The following is a 15,502-nucleotide window of genomic DNA, read 5'->3' as shown; positions in this document are numbered from 1 at the left end:
CACTTATTCCGGGTTACTCGTTCCCAAGGTCCTCCTTGGGAACGAGTTGTATTTATCTTCGCTATAACGAAACCCAGGCATTTTGTTCGGCACTTGTGAAAATTGCTTCAATCGTTTTCATGTTGCCGATCGCATCGCTGAGTGGCGTAGGCACTGGTGTGTTTTTCAAAATCGCATTGGCAAAAAGTTCCCCCTGTATTGTGTACTGACTGCACACAGGGAATTCGAGCGTTTCGGTTCCAGTAGCTGTTTGCAGCCAGGCTTTGCAGGGACGATCGATTGGAGCATTGAAGGGGATTTCGATTTCGAAACGACCTTCCGTTCCGAAAATGTTGACTCGCTGATAGGGGACCATTTGTGTTGAGCAGGTGAATGTCGAAGTCCCAGCCGGGAAATCCATGACAACGGAAGCGAGGCGATCGATCTGAAAATCGGGATCGATATCGATACTACCCAGAACTCGATTCGGCTCTGTTCCGAAAATAAATCGGGAAAGGGAAATCGGATAGCAACCGATGTCCATTAATGAGCCGCCACCCAATTCCTTCTGATTGCGGATATTTCCTCCGTCGAGATTGAAATACGAAAACGTACAATCAATCGTACGAAGCTGACCGAGTGCTCCTGAATCAACGACCTCTTTCGCTTTCTGCCATTGCGGGTGATGGCGATACATGAACGCCTCCATCACTTTGAGTTCGGGATGAGAAGCAGCCGCATCGACGAGCCGTTGAGCATCGGCTGCAGTCAACCCGAGTGGTTTTTCACACAGCACATGCTTACCGGCTTTCAGAGCAGCGATCGACCAGTCGACATGCATGTGGTTCGGCAGCGGATTATAAATCGCATCAATCTCAGAATCGGCTAACAACTCATCGTAGGAGCCATACGCCTTGTCGACACCCAACTCATCTGCAGTTGACTGAGCATTTTCCAAACTCCGGGAACAGATCGCCGCAATCTCACAATTGGCAGCTTTCTGCATCGCCGGAATTACTTGTTTGGTTCCAATTTTTGCAGTGCTGAGTATTCCCCAGCGAACTTTGTCTGACATGATGTTGGTAACTCTAAATTAAAAGCGGCAAGACTCGCCTGAAAGGATTATTTGTATTCCTGCTGATAGATCGCACTGAGTACATCTTCAACAGATTTGTACTTCTTCCCGGAGGATTCCACGCTGTCGATTTTGTTGCGTGCGTCATCATGAGTATGACCTAATGCGATCAAGGCTTCAAAGGTTTCAGACATCATATCCCGATATGGAGCATCAGCTGTATCGGATGTTCGATCGACCATCAGGGCAAAGCGGGTCATCTTCCGTCGCAACTTGGCCACAATCCGCTCGGCGACAGCTGGCCCAATGCCCGGCAAAGTACTGAGTGTTTTTGTATCTTGCTGCTCAATCGCGTAGGCGACTTCACGGACAGGCCGAACAATTGCTGCCAAGGCTTTTTTGATTCCCAGTCCATCGACAGAACAGATCAGTTCAAAAAATGTCCGCTCGGCTTCCGTCATAAAGCCGATGACACGCGGCGTCATCCGGCCTCCCTTTTGGGGATTGCCATCCAGATAGGCCATCGTGAGCAGTTCGACTTCCTGTCCGATTTTTCCCTGTAGTTGACGCCGGACAAAATCGGGGATGTAAACTTCCAGTAGAAACGGACCAGCCTGTATGTAAGCCGACGTTCCCTCAAGGGACTTGAGCGGACCTCGTATCGATGCAATCAAAAATAAACTCCTGAGTATTCTATGTTTTCTGGAGCCACTATGGGCTCAGACAGTTTTGATTTGTATTAGTGTGTGTCCATGATTCAAGAAATCGAATCACGCGGCATATTGATCAGGGATGGAAGTATGTAGATGACACAAAGCTATCGCCAGAGCATCCGCGACATCATGAGGTCGAGGGACTTCCGACAGGCCGAGTTCTGTTTTTACAACGTGCTGCATCTGCTCTTTGGAAGCTCGCCCATGGCCCGTCAGTAATTTTTTGATTTGTGTAGGTTTGTAATGATAGATTTTCAAGCCAGATTCAAACGCATTGGCCAGAACTGCTCCCCGAACATGAGCCAGCAGGATGGCGCTTTTAGGATTCTTGCCGAGGGAAAACACCTGCTCAATTGCCAGAGCGGTTGGCTTCCATTGATCAATCACTTCACGGATTTCGCAGGCGATTTCACAGATTCGTTCTGCGAGAGGCTGAGACGGATTTGTAGCGACGACGCCCCCTTCATCCAGAATGACGCGATTTTGCTCCCGATGAATCACACCATATCCGGTGCGATTCAAACCAGGATCAATCCCAAGAATCCGTTCCACTGTTGTTCCTTAATTCCTCAGGTAGTCCCTGACGATGTCCACAAGTTTCATTTACAAGCACGAAGCGCAAGCGAGTGTGTTTATATAACTCGATCTGACACACTCGCTTGCGCTTCGTGCTTATATTCGTATGTTCCTCAATCCCGCATCAATAAAACGCTGGCGGATGCGCCGATTGCTTCTTTTCGGCCAATCGGCCCCACCTGTTCCCCGGTTTTGGCTTTCACGTTCACAACGTCGATGGAAATGCCCAGCAGTTCCGCCAGTCGTTTACGAATCATTTGCTTGTATGGGGAGAGTTTAGGGGACTGAGCAAAGATGGTGCAATCGAGATTTGAAACGTGATAGCCTCGTTCCAAAACCAGTTTCAAAGCCGCGGTCAGGAAAACTGCTGAATTGACGTCTTTATTCTGATCGTCGGTATCGGGAAAGAGTTCGCCAATATCTCCGGCTGCGATTGCGCCTAACAGGGCATCAGTCACGGCATGCAGCAGCACATCGGCATCGCTGTGACCGACAGCTCCGACCGTGTGCGGAATTTCAATGCCTCCCACGATTAGCTTGCGACCTTCAGCAAGACGGTGTACATCGTGCCCTTCGCCGATTCGCCATTGTGGGACAGAATATGAATCCATAGTGTGTCTCAAACTCAATAAAATGAAATCCGTGCGTATTAATTTGGGTACTCTTCAACAAGAGGTCCTCAGCTCGATTATGAGTTCTCGTTAGACGAGACCAAAAACTCCGCCTACAATTTGTTCAGTGGTAGGCCTGTTCCGACTGGTCAGCGGCTTTCACTGAATTGAATGTACAGGCCAGTATTGTATTCAACAACCGGTGCTGACAGGAAATCACGATTCGGTCTCAATTGGCGAATGTGGGACCAATTGTGTGCTGTTTCACGGACGGGGCGAGATGAACGGTCGATAATAGAGTGTGATTGATCTCGAATAACTGTTCGGGGCAATTGAGCAGTTCGGCTTTCCACGATTTTGGAAAGCCTGTAATCTATTTGGACAGGACTGCTTACGGAAATTCCAGAAGTCAGGCCAGGCGGCCGCTTCTTTAGTGAATCAGAATGTTTTCTGCAGGTGAACTCAATGATCGAATTCGGTCGAAAAATAACTGTTATCGCACTCAATGCTGCTCTCATCGCATTTTTAATGACTGCGACGGCCAGCTACGCACAGCTCGAATCCCCCTTGGGAGACGGTGGAAATCTCAGTTTGCCGGGGTTTGATTCTGCAAAACCTTCAGTACCGAAAGTGTCCATGACATTTTCCCCGGCGACTGCCGTTGTTGGCGAAGAAATTACGGCAACGATTGAAGTCAAAACCGATCGAGCCGCTTACGTCTACTCGCAGAATCCGAATATCGGAGCAGAGACGAAAATCAGTCTGGAAGAAATTGTCGGTCTCGAACCGATTGATGACAAATTCAAGCCGAGTAAGGACCCGAAAGTGGTCGTGGAGCCGTTATTTGATGATGCGAAGCTCGAAAAGTTTTATGGCGGTGTCAGCTGGACACGGAAATACCGCGTGACTGGCTCGGCTGCTCCGAAAATTACCGGCGAATTGAAATTTCAGGTCTGCGACGATTCGACCTGTAATCAGTTTACCAAACCGATTTTGCTGCAGGCCAAATTAGGCCCGGCAGCCAGTGAGCCAACTCTCGAAGAAATGCTGCAGGCTAAGCCCCAAATTCCGGATATGCCCGAAGATATTTTCGAGCCGAAAAAGACGGAAACTCTCGCGTTGATTTCTGGAACCGTACTCGCAGAAACCACAATCGACCCCAAACGGGAATTCGGTGGACCCGATCCGATTCACCTCAATATCAAACTGCTCAACACCTCTAGTGGTGATGAAGCCGTGAAAACTGTTGTGCTGGCGATCACTGCGAAAGTGGATGGCGACTGGCATCTGTATGCACAGACACAGGATCCGGAAATGTTTGGTATCCCGACTGCCATCAACGTTCCGAAAATTGATGGTCTCAAGGCGATTGATGCCCGATTCCTGCCGACACAAAAACCAGAAATCGTCAAGCCGGATGTCGACATCGTTCAGCAGGTGTTCCATCACGAAATCACCTGGCAGAAACGCTATCAACTCGATGAAGACAGTTTTAAAGGCCCCATTACCGGTTCGTTGATGTACCAACTCTGCGAAGAAAGTGGCAGCTGCCTGCCGCCCAATACGGTCAATTTTGAACTGCTGGGCAATACCAGCACGGCTCAGGCATCCTTGGAGATTACCGACGAAAAAGCTCCAGCCGAGACCGCAACTGGTCCTGTTGAAGAAGAAATAGCGATTCAGGATCAGGGTTTGATTCCGTTTTTGTTAACGGGAATTATCTTTGGCTATATGGCACTGCTGACACCGTGCGTTTTCCCCATGATTCCAATCACCGTCAGTTTCTTCCTGAAACAGGCAGAAGCGAAGCATCATAAACCATTCGGAATGGCCTTCCTGTATTGCCTGGGCATCATTTCCACATTCACGATAATCGGGATTTTTGTCTCAGCGGTCTTTGGAGCTGCCGGGATGAACATGGTGGCCAACAATCCGTGGTTCAATCTGTTTCTTGCCGCAGTCCTGGTCTTCTTTGGTATGAGCATGCTGGGGCTATTTGAAATTCGGGTTCCCTCCTGGCTGTTGACCTGGTCCTCGTCGAAAGAGGGGCAGGGGGGTGTGCTGGGCGTGTTGTTTATGTCCTTCACATTTACGCTGGTCTCATTCACCTGCACATTTGCATTCGTTGGCTTGTTATTGCCAATGGCTGCTCAGGGGAACTACTACTGGCCGGCACTGGGAATGATCGCCTTCTCAGCCGCATTTTCCTCTCCGTTCTTTCTGCTGGCATTGTTCCCGAGTTATCTGAAGAAACTTCCTAAGAGCGGCGGCTGGATGAACAATGTGAAAGTAATTTTCGGGTTGATGGAAATCGGGGCAGCTTTCAAATTTTTAAGTGTTGCAGATATCGTCATCTTCACAACACCTTACATTTTCGATTATGCCCTCGTGATGACCTCCTGGATGGTGCTGTGCATTGTCGCGGGATTCTATCTGTTGGGAATGTTTAAACTCCCTTCAGACAGCGCGACCGATTCCATCGGAGCGTTGCGGCTCGCCTTCGCAATTTCATTTCTGGGATTTGCGGCTTATCTCTCCAGTGGAATTTATGGTGCTCAGAAACCAGAAGGAATTCTCTGGGAGCAGATCGCCGCGTTCGCTCCTCCTTCCTACAAATCTCTGGATGATGTCGAACTGGGGCCAGCGCTCGAGCATGATGAGTTGCTGTATGCTCTTGATGTCGATCAGGCGATTGAGTATGCAAAAGCGACCAACACACCTCTCTTCTTCGATTTCACCGGGACCAACTGTGTGAATTGCCGGTTTATGGAAGTGAACGTCTTCCCGAAAGAGGAAAACCACAAGTTGCTGAAAAATTTTGTCCGCGTGCAACTCTATACGGACAGCATTCCCGACATGAACAAGGAACTCGCTCAGGAATTGCTGGTTAAAAATCGTCGATTGCAATCAGACTGGTTTAACGATGCGACGATGCCAGCCTATGCAGTTGTTACTCCCGATGGAGAAACCATTTTGAGCAGTTATAAAGGAGCCGAGCGGGAACAAGGGCAGTTCACTCGATTCTTGAAGGCTGGCCTCGATGAATGGCAGCGTAAAGCCGCGATGGCTGGAACTCCTGTGCGTCGGTGATGTGCACAAGTTTCGTGGGGGAATTCTTGTCAGATTCCTAAAATCCGCTGCAAAGCGTAAACATAGCAGTATTCCCCTGCGATTTCGAATCTCATGATTGCCTGCTTGACTCTGTCAGCAATGCCGTTCACACTGAGAGTGTAACTATCCGGGCTTTTTTAATTGATGCTTTGTTTATGCAAGCCAAACTGATACCTCTTGTTCAGGGTCGCGAAATCGTGATCTCCAAAGATGTGACCATTGTCGGTCGCAAGCAGGGGATCTGCGATGTCGTCATCGAACACCCGAGCATCTCGAAAATCCACTGCGTGGTCGCCCGCACCGATGGCCTGCTTTTTATCCGCGACCTTGGCAGCACAAACGGCACCAAAGTGAATGGTCAACGTGTGCTGCGAGGAGCAATTCTCCCCGGCGATGAACTCGCATTCGCCAAAGTGAAGTTCAAAGTCTTCATGGGCCCAGATGATGCCGAGAGCCTGAACGCGAAAGAACGGACCGAAGTCATCGAACCCGATCCAATGACAATCGACTCATCCGAATTCGAGCTCCTCGACGAAGACGACATGGTCTCGCTCATTGATGACGAGGATTGATTGCCACGGCAATCGTCATAGCATTACAAGCACGAAGCGCAAGTGAGTGTGTTTAACAAAAGGTGTATCAATCGCACACTCGCTTGCGCTTCGTGCTTGTATGATTTCGTATCTCGCACCGGCTTACCGCAGTTCCTGGAAGCACTGGCGGATCATATAGATGATGAGCAGGGAGCTGAGCAGGAACATGACGTCCATCATCGTGCTGAAGCCGGCGAAGGGAACTCCGACGATCATATCGGTAATTGACATGAGCGCTACTAAACCTGCGGCGATGGCCGATGCGAATAGTAAGCGGCGAATTCCAGTGGACATAACGATTCCTTGATGTCGTTCTCGGTGTTTTGCTGATTCTTGCAAGTTGCGGTGTTCAACTCAGACTTGCGAACTCTCGGTCGTTTGAAGATAGATTTTCGAGAAGTGTCCCGAAAGTATAGCCCGCAGGGCTCATGGAATACCAGCGGTTTTCGAGGATTGTTCAGTCAGGAGAGTGCGAAATTGCCGATTGCACCGCTTCGGACGAATACGATCCCTGAAATCCCGGTCGTCCTGAGCAGATTCCATCGAAATGTCAGCATCCTGCAGGGAACTCATTCTTTGATCATCTTTAGATAAGCATTGGCGTAGCGTCTGCCGAATTCCCGGTAGGATTCAGCGTTGAAGTGAACCTGATCGCCTTTGTGTGTCAGTCCGTTGGAAGGGACGAAAGCCGTGTGTGGAACCTTTTCCGGAAGTGTTTCATGAGCTTGATTGACGAGCTTTTTATCAGCTGACCAGGGGCGCTCTGGGAATTGACCGAGCTGCCCTGCAATGAAAGGCACTTCGGGAGCGTCAAGATCTTTCCGCAACCGGTCAATCAATTCGTGGAGCTTCTGTTCATGCACAACGCTCTGTTTTGGATTCGAATCCGACTCCCCCTGATGCCATAAGATTCCCTTCAACTTCCCTGACTTCATAGCCACACGACAGCGTTTGAGCATGTCGTCATAAGGGTGTGACTTCGTCTGTGCGTGATAGCCACCTGGCTCCCAGGAGGAGATCGGCGAACCGCCCACGGCACAGGGAATCAAGCCGACAACAATCTCTGGATTCTTTTCCGCAATGATCGTTCCAAATGTTTTTCCAATCCCGACCCCGACTATCGACGGTTTATCAAAATGGAGTGGATCGACTGCGGGCTGCCATTTTTGTTCCTGGGTGAAGCAGAGGACACGGGGTTGTGGAGTCAGGTCTACTTCACTCACCTTCCCTCGCCCAGCCATATTGGACTGACCAATGAGCAGAAACAGATGAAACTGATCACGCTCCGGCAACTTGGTTTCATCCTGAGCAAATAGGGGAGTCGTTAAGCAGCTCGACAAAACGCAGGAAGACAATACAGAGAGAAACAAACGTCGCTTGAACATAGAACCACTTTCTGTCAGCAGGGAGATCGATCATTCAATAGAAACTCTAACAGATACAATATCAAACTCCGATACAACAGACACCTGGAGCGAATGCTAATGTTGTATGGCTGGGAATGTTTCTCTTGAGAGAATATCCTTGAGGCATGACAGATATCGCCACTGCTTTTTATACTCCTCTGCTTTGGACAGGGGAATCGGATGAAGTTTTACGGGATGTGACGCTCATCTGCGAGCAGGGCATGCTTGTGGAGATCACAGCCGGACGTTCGCCAAACGCGACCGACTTGGGCAATGCAGCCATTATCCCGCCACTGGTGAATGCGCATTGCCATCTCGAGTTCAGTCAGTTGAAACAACCGTTTGTTACGAATCGACCTTTCCCAAAATGGATTGGCGAAACGATGCGAACGAGGCGAGAGAATCAAGATGTCTCCGCTGCCATTCGAGCAGGAATTGAAGAGTCTGCACGAGTAAGCGTTGGTTTTCTGGCTGATGTGAAAACGCAGCCAGTGGGCTGTTATCCTCAGACGGGAGACAATCAACCGGAAGTGATTCTGTTTCAGGAAGTGATTGGCCTGACGGATGAAGCGGTCACAAATCAAAAGGAGCAGATTTCAGCGTTTGTGCAGGAATCTGGAAGTTCCCGATTTGGCTTGAGTCCACATGCCCCGTTTACGGTCCGCCCCGATTTACTGGAGCATTGTGTGCAGTTGTCTCAAGACATGGGGATCCCCTTAATGATGCATCTGGCAGAGACGAAAGCCGAGCTGGAATTGCTGACAGAGGGAACTGGCGAACTGGTTGACATGCTCAGTCAATTCGGAATGTGGTCGGCAGACATGTATCCATCTGGAACCAGACCACTCGATTTATTAAAGGTGCTTTCGCATGCTCCCCGAGTGCTGCTCGCTCATGGGAATTATCTGGACGAACAGGAGATACAATTCCTGGCAGAGCATCCGCAAATGCATATCGTTTACTGTCCTAGGACACATCATTATTTTGGACACACACAACATCCCTGGCAATCGATGCTGGAGGCTGGTGTGAATGTTGCGATCGGGACGGATGGTCGAGGTTCGAATCCGGATTTATCGATCTGGAATGAAGTTCGCTTTCTAAAACAGCAGTTTCCCGATGTGGAACCGAGGAGACTTTTGGAAATGGCGACGATCAATGGAGCAAAAAGCTTAGGGATGGAAACCACCATTCAGATTGGACGACCTGCGAACTGGACATTACTCGTGCTGCGGAATTCAGAAGCGAAACTGATGACTTCATTGCAGGATTTGTGTCAGGCTGAAGTTTTGACGACTGGACCTTGGATTTAAATTTAGGAACTTATCCGCAGATAAACGCAGATGCAAAATATCTGCGTCTATCTGTGTTCATCTGCGGTTCTTAATTTGTAAAGTAGAATGATAAGAGTAACATGTACTGCTCTTATTGGAGCAAGTTCAAGTCGTCCATTCGGACATCACTCTATTCGGGATTTCAGCGATGACAGCGAACGCCATTCACGAGGTTTATCCGTATTTACGGGTTCGTAATGCGGCTGCGGCGATTGAGTTTTATCAGCAGGCGTTTGGAGCGGTGGAAGAGTTTCGGATGGCGGAGCCGGGTGGGCGGATTGGTCATGCGGAACTGAAATTTGGATCGCAGACGGTTATGCTTTCCGATGAGTATCCCGAATATGGCATTCAGGGGCCTGAAGCGTTTGAGGGGACGGGATCGTCGGTGCACCTGCATGTGGAGGATGTCGATGCGATGACAAAACAGGCGGTGGCAGCGGGGGCGAAACTGGTGATGGAGCCGAAGGATCAGTTTTATGGGGAGCGCTCATCGAAAGTGCTCGATCCGTTTGGTCACGAATGGTTGCTCGGCTCCCATATTGAAGATGTTTCGCATGAAGAAATGCAGCGGCGTTTCAGTGCGATGTTTGAGTAGTACTTTTGATTTTTCATTGAAGTTAAGCGATGTCCGACCAGCCGAATATTATCTTTATTATTACTGATCAGCAGCGGTTTGATACGATCAATGCGTTGGGGTTTCCCTACATGGAAACTCCGAATCTGGATCGGCTGGTGAATGAGGGAACGACGTTTACGAACTGTTTCATCACTGCTGCTTCTTGTGCGCCGGCGCGGGCGAGTCTGTTTACCGGATACTATCCGCATACGACGGGTGTGCTCAAGAATGCGGATTTGTGGCGGCGGTCGTGGATCGAAAAGCTGGCTCAGGTTGGTTATCGGTGTGTGAATGTCGGGAAGATGCACAGTTATCCTTATGATACGCCGCTCGGTTTTCATGAGCGGTTTGTCGTTGAGAATAAAGATCGATATCTCGAAGAGCGATTCTATTTTGACGAGTGGGACAAGGCTCTACAGATTCGCGGGCATGTGAAGCAGCAGCGGGAACTATATCGGAAGCGGGACGATTATCGCGATGCTCTCGGCGCGTTCGACTGGGAACTGCCTGAAGATTTGCACAGCGATATGTTTGTCGGAGATATGGCCTGCTGGTGGCTGGAATCGAAACCGCTGACGCAGCCATTGTTTCTGGAGATTGGATTTCCGGGGCCGCACCCGCCTTACGATCCGATCCCCCGCTATGCGGAATCGTATCTGAAAAAAGATCTGCCATTACTTGAGGTGACGCAGGAAGAACTTGCCGGGCAGCCGGAGCCTTTCAAGGAATTGCGGACACATAATCAGGAAGTCGATCACGATTCCGTGGTGCTGGAGTTGAATCCAACTGAGGAGCAACGGCATCGTCAGCGGGCTTACTACCTGGCCAATGTCACAATGATCGATGAGAAGGTTGGTAAGATTCTCAATACACTCGACAAGAAGGGGTATCTGGAAAATTCGATTGTGATTTTCACTTCCGATCACGGCGATTGCCTGACTGATCATGGTCACAGTCAGAAATGGACGATGTACGATACGATCACAAAAATGCCGCTGGTGGTGTGGTCGCCGGGTCGGATTCCTGCGGGTCAGAAGATTGAGGGATTGTGTCAGCAGATGGATATTGGTCCGGCAATTCTGGAACTGGCGGGAGCGGAAGTGCCTGCAGGTCTGGAAGCCCGCTCGATTCGACCAGCGATGTTTCAGGAAGAGTGGCAGGAGCGCGAGTATGTGTTTGCCGAGCAGGCTCAGGATGGCATTCTGACTGGAACGCAATTCATGACCATGGTCCGCAGTAAGGACTGGAAGCTCGTTCACTTTCTCGATGAGCCCTGGGGGCAGCTGTTTGACCTCAAGAATGATCCGACCGAAGTCCGAAACTTATGGGATGACGAGAATTTCATCGATCAGAAACGCGAACTGCTCGGCGTGCTGAGAGAATGGAGAATCCGCAGTGGATACGAGACCTCCGACTGGTCGGCTCAGTGGCGGTAAAATTGAGAAATCCGTCAGAATTCCCCCAAATGTCATTTTTGCATTTTTGAAACCCGATTCAATTACATGTTGAATCAAGATTCAAAAAGGACGATAATGCTAGTTAATGGCATATGGCTGTTTACCCCACTCATTCTTTAAATCGAATCCCGAAACCAACCATGGTAGGACGACCGAAAAAATTTGATGAGCAGCAGGCGTTAGCCTCTGCCTTGGATGTCTTCTGGAAACGAGGCTATGAAGCGGCTTCCTGTGATGAGTTGCTCGAAGCGATGGGCATCAATTCCGGCAGCATGTACTCGACATTTGGAGATAAGAAAGCCCTCTACGAGCAAGCTTTTGAGCTGTACGCCAACGATGTGTTTTTCCGAACTCAGGAGATCCTGAACGGACCGTACACTCCGCTGGAGAATGTTCGGACCTGGGTGCGCGGCTGGCAGGAGTTTCAGGAAGAACATGACTGCAAAGGGTGTCTGGTCAGTCATACGATTATTGAATTTGGAGCCAGCGAGAACGCCGTTGGTCTGCGAGCCAGAAAGTTGATTACTGATATGCGATCGATGCTGCAGGAGAAACTGCAGGAAGCTCAAGATCAAGGCGAACTTCCCGAGGGACATCGACCGGAGGATCTGGCGACGTTCTTTGTGAACACCGCTCATGGAATGACAGTCGTTGCTCGATCAGGATCGGGAGAACAGGATATCCCCGGCATCATCCGCACGATGCTCGTCCTGCTAGGGGAAAAGCCTGGCAATAAAATCGACACTGAGCAACAGACCACAGCCGAGTTTATCAGCTCAAACTAACGACGTTTTCATGTCGATGATTAACGATTATTTCGCGGTGATGGTTCAAGGAGGAACCAATGCGAAACCCTTCAAAATTTTCTGCCATAACATTCGATGCTGCAGCCGTTTTGCAACAGTATTTTGTGGGGCACAACCACACACTGATTAAAACAGGCCTGCTGTTTGTGATAATCCTCACTCTCTGCGGCGGCTTTCCGGTGAATGCACAGGAGTTGATCACTAGCGAAGCTCCGCCGTTTCGCCCTGATTATCCGGAAACTCAAACCGCCCAATACTGTTCCCCTTATGTAGAAATCTGGGAACGGCAATTCCTGCCGGAAGGTTTCATTTATGGAACTTATTGGGCCAGTGCTGCGGAACCGAGACTGTCGACTCAGATCGACAACGTGAGTGGAGATCAGACCTATGTCGATTCAACGATGGGGGGGCGTCTCGGCCTGTTTCGTTTTGGTCCGCACGATACTCCAGAAGGATTTCAGTTCGACCTGCTCGGCGGTGCCAAGTTGCGACAGAACTGGGGTGATCTGGATGTGATCGCAACCGACTATCGCTACGACTTGCTCGGAACTTATGGAGATGGGCCGCATCGCTATAAGTTCGGGTTTTATCATGTCAGTTCGCATCTTGGGGATGAGTTTCTGCTGAACAATGTTGGCTTCAATCGGTTGAATTATTACCGAGATGCGTTCGTCTTCGGCTACTCCTATTACGCATTTCCCGAGTTACGATTATACGCCGAGACGAGCTGGTCGTTTCATAATGAAATTTCCGAACCCTGGGAATTCCAGTTCGGATTCGATTACGGTCCGACATGCCCAACTGGGCCTCAGGGAAAACCTTTCATCGCCTTCAATACTCATCTTCGCGAGGAAGTCAACTTTGGTGGAAACGTTGCTTTGCAGGCCGGTTGGGCCTGGAAGGGTGACAACCTCACAGCGGGAACGCTCCGTACGGGTCTCTATTATTACAACGGGGAAAGCCCGCAGTTTTCATTCTACGATGAACATGAAATGCAGATTGGCGTTGGGTTGTGGTACGACTATTAATCGAATTGAGTCGAATGCAAATGGTCGTCTGAAAGAGTATTTTTCTGTTGCTGAGTCAAATTGATAATCAGTGCAAAGGCAAGCATTGTTGCGAGCAGATTACTGCCGCCGTAACTGAGCAGGGGATGCGAAATCCCCTTGGGAGGAACGAGCGAAGTCACAACACAGACATTGATCGCCGCCTGAATGACAATGCCCGCAAGCAGAGTTCCGGCTAAGGCAAAACGTTCGCGATCCTGCTGTACACTTTGTACAAGCTTGACTCCACACAAGAAGAGCAACAACCACAGAGAAATTGTCGCCAGCGTGCCAACCAGTCCAAGTTCTTCTCCGATCACGGCAAACACAAAGTCGGTGTGCGATTCCGGCAGAAAACTCAGTTTCTGCAACCCTCGCCCCGGGCCAATCCCCCACATTCCTCCCGAACCGATAGAGAGCAGAGACTGCTTCACCTGATATTGAGCATTCTCCCAGTTACCGAGAGCGGTGACGTAATCCATGACACGTTTTAACTGGTAGGGACGATAGAGCATCAATCCGCCCAGCACCGGGACCATACAGCTGAATCCCGCAACGAATAGCTTGAGCGGAAACCCCGCTAAGAATAAATAGCAGGCTCCCATGCAAAAGACAATAGCTGCGGTCCCGAGATCAGGCTCTATCGCAATGAGCACAGGAGTGATGAGAATCGCGATAAAAGCAATGCCGTTAGCTAGGGTATAAGTGCGCTGTCGTGACCAGCGGGACATCGTGGCCAAAAACAAAGGCAGAAAGATTTTCATAAATTCAGACGGCTGTAACGAGACTGGTCCGAGATGAAACCAGCGGCGGGCTCCATTGATCTTTACTCCCAGTCCGGGAATCAGAACCAGAGCCAGTAACCCAAGTCCAGCCAGATACATCCAGGGAGCCAGCTTCAGAATCAACCGTGTCGGCAGATTGATGACCGTGAGAAACATCACGCCCACCAGACTCAAAAATGTCAGGTGTTTGACCAGGTAATCAGTCCGCAATTCCAGGACGCGGGTTGCGCCTGTTGAGGAGAAAACCATCATGGTGCCCAGTCCCAGCAGCGCAATCATCGCCATTATAAACCCATCACGGGCCAACGGCTTTTCAGAGGTTGCGGGGAGTGTTGTCATGGGTTTCATTCGAGCCCGTAGCCCGTAGGTTGGGTTAGCGAAGCGTAACCCAACAGGAATTTTGATTGGGAGATAATCTGTTGAACTGCGTCCAATCATGCTTGCCCTGCTGCGTGATGCAAGCATGGCACCCGGCCACGCCCATCACTTCGTTCTGGGACGTGCCACCCACTTAGTATCGAACCGTATGTTCAATGAACATCAGGATTGAACATTGATGCGTACAAGCGTCAATTTTGAGAGGATCGGCAGAATCGATTTAAGCGGGGGAATCGTTACGCTTTGGAGTCAAGTTGCAGATTCATTCGAGAAGTGATTAACTCCCGAAGTTCATTTTGAATCTCTTCAGGCGAGCGGGCTTCTCCCGAGGGAGTGAGGCAGGAAACGGCTTGCCAGGCTTCATTCTGTTCACACAATTCGAGATAGACTTCCCGAACTCCGACCAGATAATCGCAGTCAGATTCGTGTAGGTCGGTCACCTGTTCGGTGTAATGACGAGCATTTTTCATCGCGACCCGTTCCGCTGAGATTTCAGCAGGTAAGTCGAGAACGACCACCAGATTTGGTCGCGGAACTCCAAAGACCTCATACTCAAGTTTCTGAATCCACTCCAGGAATTCCGCTCGTTCGGTTCCCTGAAGGCGGGCTCCCTGATGCGCGAAGTTGGATCCGACGTAGCGATCGGAAATTAGCAATTCGGATCCATTCAGCTTTTCGAAAATCAATTCCCGGGATTCAAATCGCTCTGCGGCATACATCATGGAGATGGGAATCGGGTGCAGGTGTTGCAGTTCGCCAAATTGTCCATCCAGAAATCGACCAATCTGCCGACCGATGAGTGTTTCACCATAACGAGGAAATGTAATGGAAGAGGTTCCGAGACCCGACTGCTGAAAGTATTCATGCAGGGCGGCAGTCTGGGTTCCTTTACCGGACCCATCGATTCCTTCGATCGCGACAAAATATGACAAATTTAATCTTTCAAATGGTGCCGATGACATCCCGGCAAAAATCACATCCGCAAGACAGGCTTCCAGCCTGTCCGTTTATCACAA

At 49.9% G+C, this 15,502-nt stretch carries 15 protein-coding genes; 7 read left to right on the top strand and 8 right to left on the bottom strand.

All coding sequences use genetic code 11. The features are described from left to right. Window positions 1–61: 61 nt before the first annotated feature. From Pan54_RS16560 to ispF, 4 genes are all read right to left on the bottom strand, one after another. A complete protein-coding gene (locus Pan54_RS16560) occupies window positions 62–1,054 on the bottom strand; it encodes a Gfo/Idh/MocA family protein (protein ID WP_146504538.1) in 993 nt (330 codons plus the stop codon). Between the two features lie 47 nt (window positions 1,055–1,101). Beyond that, window positions 1,102–1,728 (bottom strand): Holliday junction branch migration protein RuvA, encoded by a 627-nt coding sequence (ruvA, locus tag Pan54_RS16555; RefSeq protein WP_146504537.1) that lies wholly within the window; start codon window positions 1,726–1,728, stop codon window positions 1,102–1,104. 96 nt (window positions 1,729–1,824) lie between these two features. Further along, entirely contained in the window at window positions 1,825–2,319 is a 495-nt protein-coding gene (ruvC, locus tag Pan54_RS16550; protein ID WP_146504536.1) for a crossover junction endodeoxyribonuclease RuvC, read from the bottom strand. Between the two features lie 137 nt (window positions 2,320–2,456). Beyond that, window positions 2,457–2,954 (bottom strand): 2-C-methyl-D-erythritol 2,4-cyclodiphosphate synthase, encoded by a 498-nt coding sequence (gene ispF, locus Pan54_RS16545; protein WP_146504535.1) that lies wholly within the window; start codon window positions 2,952–2,954, stop codon window positions 2,457–2,459. Between the two features lie 465 nt (window positions 2,955–3,419). On the opposite strand from ispF, the gene Pan54_RS16540 reads away from it, so the two are divergent. Next, window positions 3,420–6,044 carry a protein-disulfide reductase DsbD family protein gene (locus Pan54_RS16540; RefSeq protein ID WP_146504534.1) on the top strand — a complete coding sequence of 875 codons (2,625 nt, stop codon included), beginning with the start codon at window positions 3,420–3,422 and terminating at the stop codon, window positions 6,042–6,044. 176 nt (window positions 6,045–6,220) lie between these two features. Next, window positions 6,221–6,637: an FHA domain-containing protein gene (locus Pan54_RS16535; RefSeq protein WP_146504533.1), complete on the top strand. Its 417-nt coding sequence runs from the start codon at window positions 6,221–6,223 to the stop codon at window positions 6,635–6,637. A gap of 123 nt (window positions 6,638–6,760) precedes the next feature. On the opposite strand, the gene Pan54_RS16530 is transcribed toward Pan54_RS16535, so the two are convergent. Beyond that, window positions 6,761–6,952, bottom strand: coding sequence for a hypothetical protein (locus tag Pan54_RS16530; RefSeq protein WP_146504532.1), 192 nt, complete (start codon window positions 6,950–6,952; stop codon window positions 6,761–6,763). A 275-nt stretch (window positions 6,953–7,227) separates the two neighbouring features. Continuing rightward, window positions 7,228–8,043, bottom strand: a complete 816-nt coding sequence (locus Pan54_RS16525) for a sialate O-acetylesterase (RefSeq protein WP_146504531.1) — start codon at window positions 8,041–8,043, stop codon at window positions 7,228–7,230. A gap of 146 nt (window positions 8,044–8,189) precedes the next feature. Here Pan54_RS16525 and Pan54_RS16520 point away from each other — a divergent pair, with 146 nt between their 5' ends. The 5 genes from Pan54_RS16520 to Pan54_RS16500 all read left to right on the top strand — a co-directional run bounded on the left by Pan54_RS16520 (window position 8,190) and on the right by Pan54_RS16500 (window position 13,305). Next, window positions 8,190–9,377 (top strand): amidohydrolase family protein, encoded by a 1,188-nt coding sequence (locus Pan54_RS16520; protein ID WP_146504530.1) that lies wholly within the window; start codon window positions 8,190–8,192, stop codon window positions 9,375–9,377. Between the two features lie 169 nt (window positions 9,378–9,546). Next, entirely contained in the window at window positions 9,547–9,993 is a 447-nt protein-coding gene (locus Pan54_RS16515; RefSeq protein ID WP_146504529.1) for a VOC family protein, read from the top strand. A 29-nt stretch (window positions 9,994–10,022) separates the two neighbouring features. After that, window positions 10,023–11,450, top strand: a complete 1,428-nt coding sequence (locus tag Pan54_RS16510) for a sulfatase family protein (RefSeq protein WP_146504528.1) — start codon at window positions 10,023–10,025, stop codon at window positions 11,448–11,450. Window positions 11,451–11,611: 161 nt separating this feature from the next. Continuing rightward, window positions 11,612–12,256 (top strand): TetR/AcrR family transcriptional regulator, encoded by a 645-nt coding sequence (locus Pan54_RS16505; RefSeq protein ID WP_165441813.1) that lies wholly within the window; start codon window positions 11,612–11,614, stop codon window positions 12,254–12,256. Between the two features lie 59 nt (window positions 12,257–12,315). Beyond that, the gene (locus Pan54_RS16500; RefSeq protein ID WP_146504526.1) at window positions 12,316–13,305 is read left to right on the top strand and encodes a DUF1207 domain-containing protein; all 990 of its coding nucleotides are present in this window, start codon (window positions 12,316–12,318) and stop codon (window positions 13,303–13,305) included. On the opposite strand, the gene Pan54_RS16495 is transcribed toward Pan54_RS16500, so the two are convergent. Continuing rightward, the gene (locus tag Pan54_RS16495; RefSeq protein ID WP_165441812.1) at window positions 13,302–14,546 is read right to left on the bottom strand and encodes an FtsW/RodA/SpoVE family cell cycle protein; all 1,245 of its coding nucleotides are present in this window, start codon (window positions 14,544–14,546) and stop codon (window positions 13,302–13,304) included. The two genes, Pan54_RS16500 and Pan54_RS16495, sit on opposite strands and share 4 nt — an antisense overlap. 176 nt (window positions 14,547–14,722) lie before the next feature. Next, window positions 14,723–15,418 carry a dTMP kinase gene (gene tmk / locus Pan54_RS16490; RefSeq protein ID WP_146504524.1) on the bottom strand — a complete coding sequence of 232 codons (696 nt, stop codon included), beginning with the start codon at window positions 15,416–15,418 and terminating at the stop codon, window positions 14,723–14,725. Window positions 15,419–15,502 lie beyond the last annotated feature (84 nt).

Origin of the sequence: Rubinisphaera italica, assembly GCF_007859715.1 — a bacterium.
GTDB classification, from domain to species: domain Bacteria; phylum Planctomycetota; class Planctomycetia; order Planctomycetales; family Planctomycetaceae; genus Rubinisphaera; species Rubinisphaera italica.
This window is presented reverse-complemented; position numbering and strand designations above follow the sequence as displayed.

What these genes read in the sequence shown, in the direction of transcription:
- Pan54_RS16535 (WP_146504533.1), top strand. Translation starts at nt 6,221, where the DNA reads ATGCAAGCCAAACTGATACCTCTTGTTCAGGGTCGCGAAATCGTGATC.
- Pan54_RS16530 (WP_146504532.1), bottom strand. Translation starts at nt 6,952, where the DNA reads ATGTCCACTGGAATTCGCCGCTTACTATTCGCATCGGCCATCGCCGCA.
- Pan54_RS16520 (WP_146504530.1), top strand. Translation starts at nt 8,190, where the DNA reads ATGACAGATATCGCCACTGCTTTTTATACTCCTCTGCTTTGGACAGGG.
- Pan54_RS16515 (WP_146504529.1), top strand. Translation starts at nt 9,547, where the DNA reads ATGACAGCGAACGCCATTCACGAGGTTTATCCGTATTTACGGGTTCGT.
- Pan54_RS16560 (WP_146504538.1), bottom strand. Translation starts at nt 1,054, where the DNA reads ATGTCAGACAAAGTTCGCTGGGGAATACTCAGCACTGCAAAAATTGGA.
- Pan54_RS16505 (WP_165441813.1), top strand. Translation starts at nt 11,612, where the DNA reads ATGGTAGGACGACCGAAAAAATTTGATGAGCAGCAGGCGTTAGCCTCT.
- Pan54_RS16500 (WP_146504526.1), top strand. Translation starts at nt 12,316, where the DNA reads ATGCGAAACCCTTCAAAATTTTCTGCCATAACATTCGATGCTGCAGCC.
- Pan54_RS16525 (WP_146504531.1), bottom strand. Translation starts at nt 8,043, where the DNA reads ATGTTCAAGCGACGTTTGTTTCTCTCTGTATTGTCTTCCTGCGTTTTG.
- Pan54_RS16510 (WP_146504528.1), top strand. Translation starts at nt 10,023, where the DNA reads ATGTCCGACCAGCCGAATATTATCTTTATTATTACTGATCAGCAGCGG.
- Pan54_RS16540 (WP_146504534.1), top strand. Translation starts at nt 3,420, where the DNA reads ATGATCGAATTCGGTCGAAAAATAACTGTTATCGCACTCAATGCTGCT.
- Pan54_RS16495 (WP_165441812.1), bottom strand. Translation starts at nt 14,546, where the DNA reads ATGATTGGACGCAGTTCAACAGATTATCTCCCAATCAAAATTCCTGTT.
- ispF (WP_146504535.1), bottom strand. Translation starts at nt 2,954, where the DNA reads ATGGATTCATATTCTGTCCCACAATGGCGAATCGGCGAAGGGCACGAT.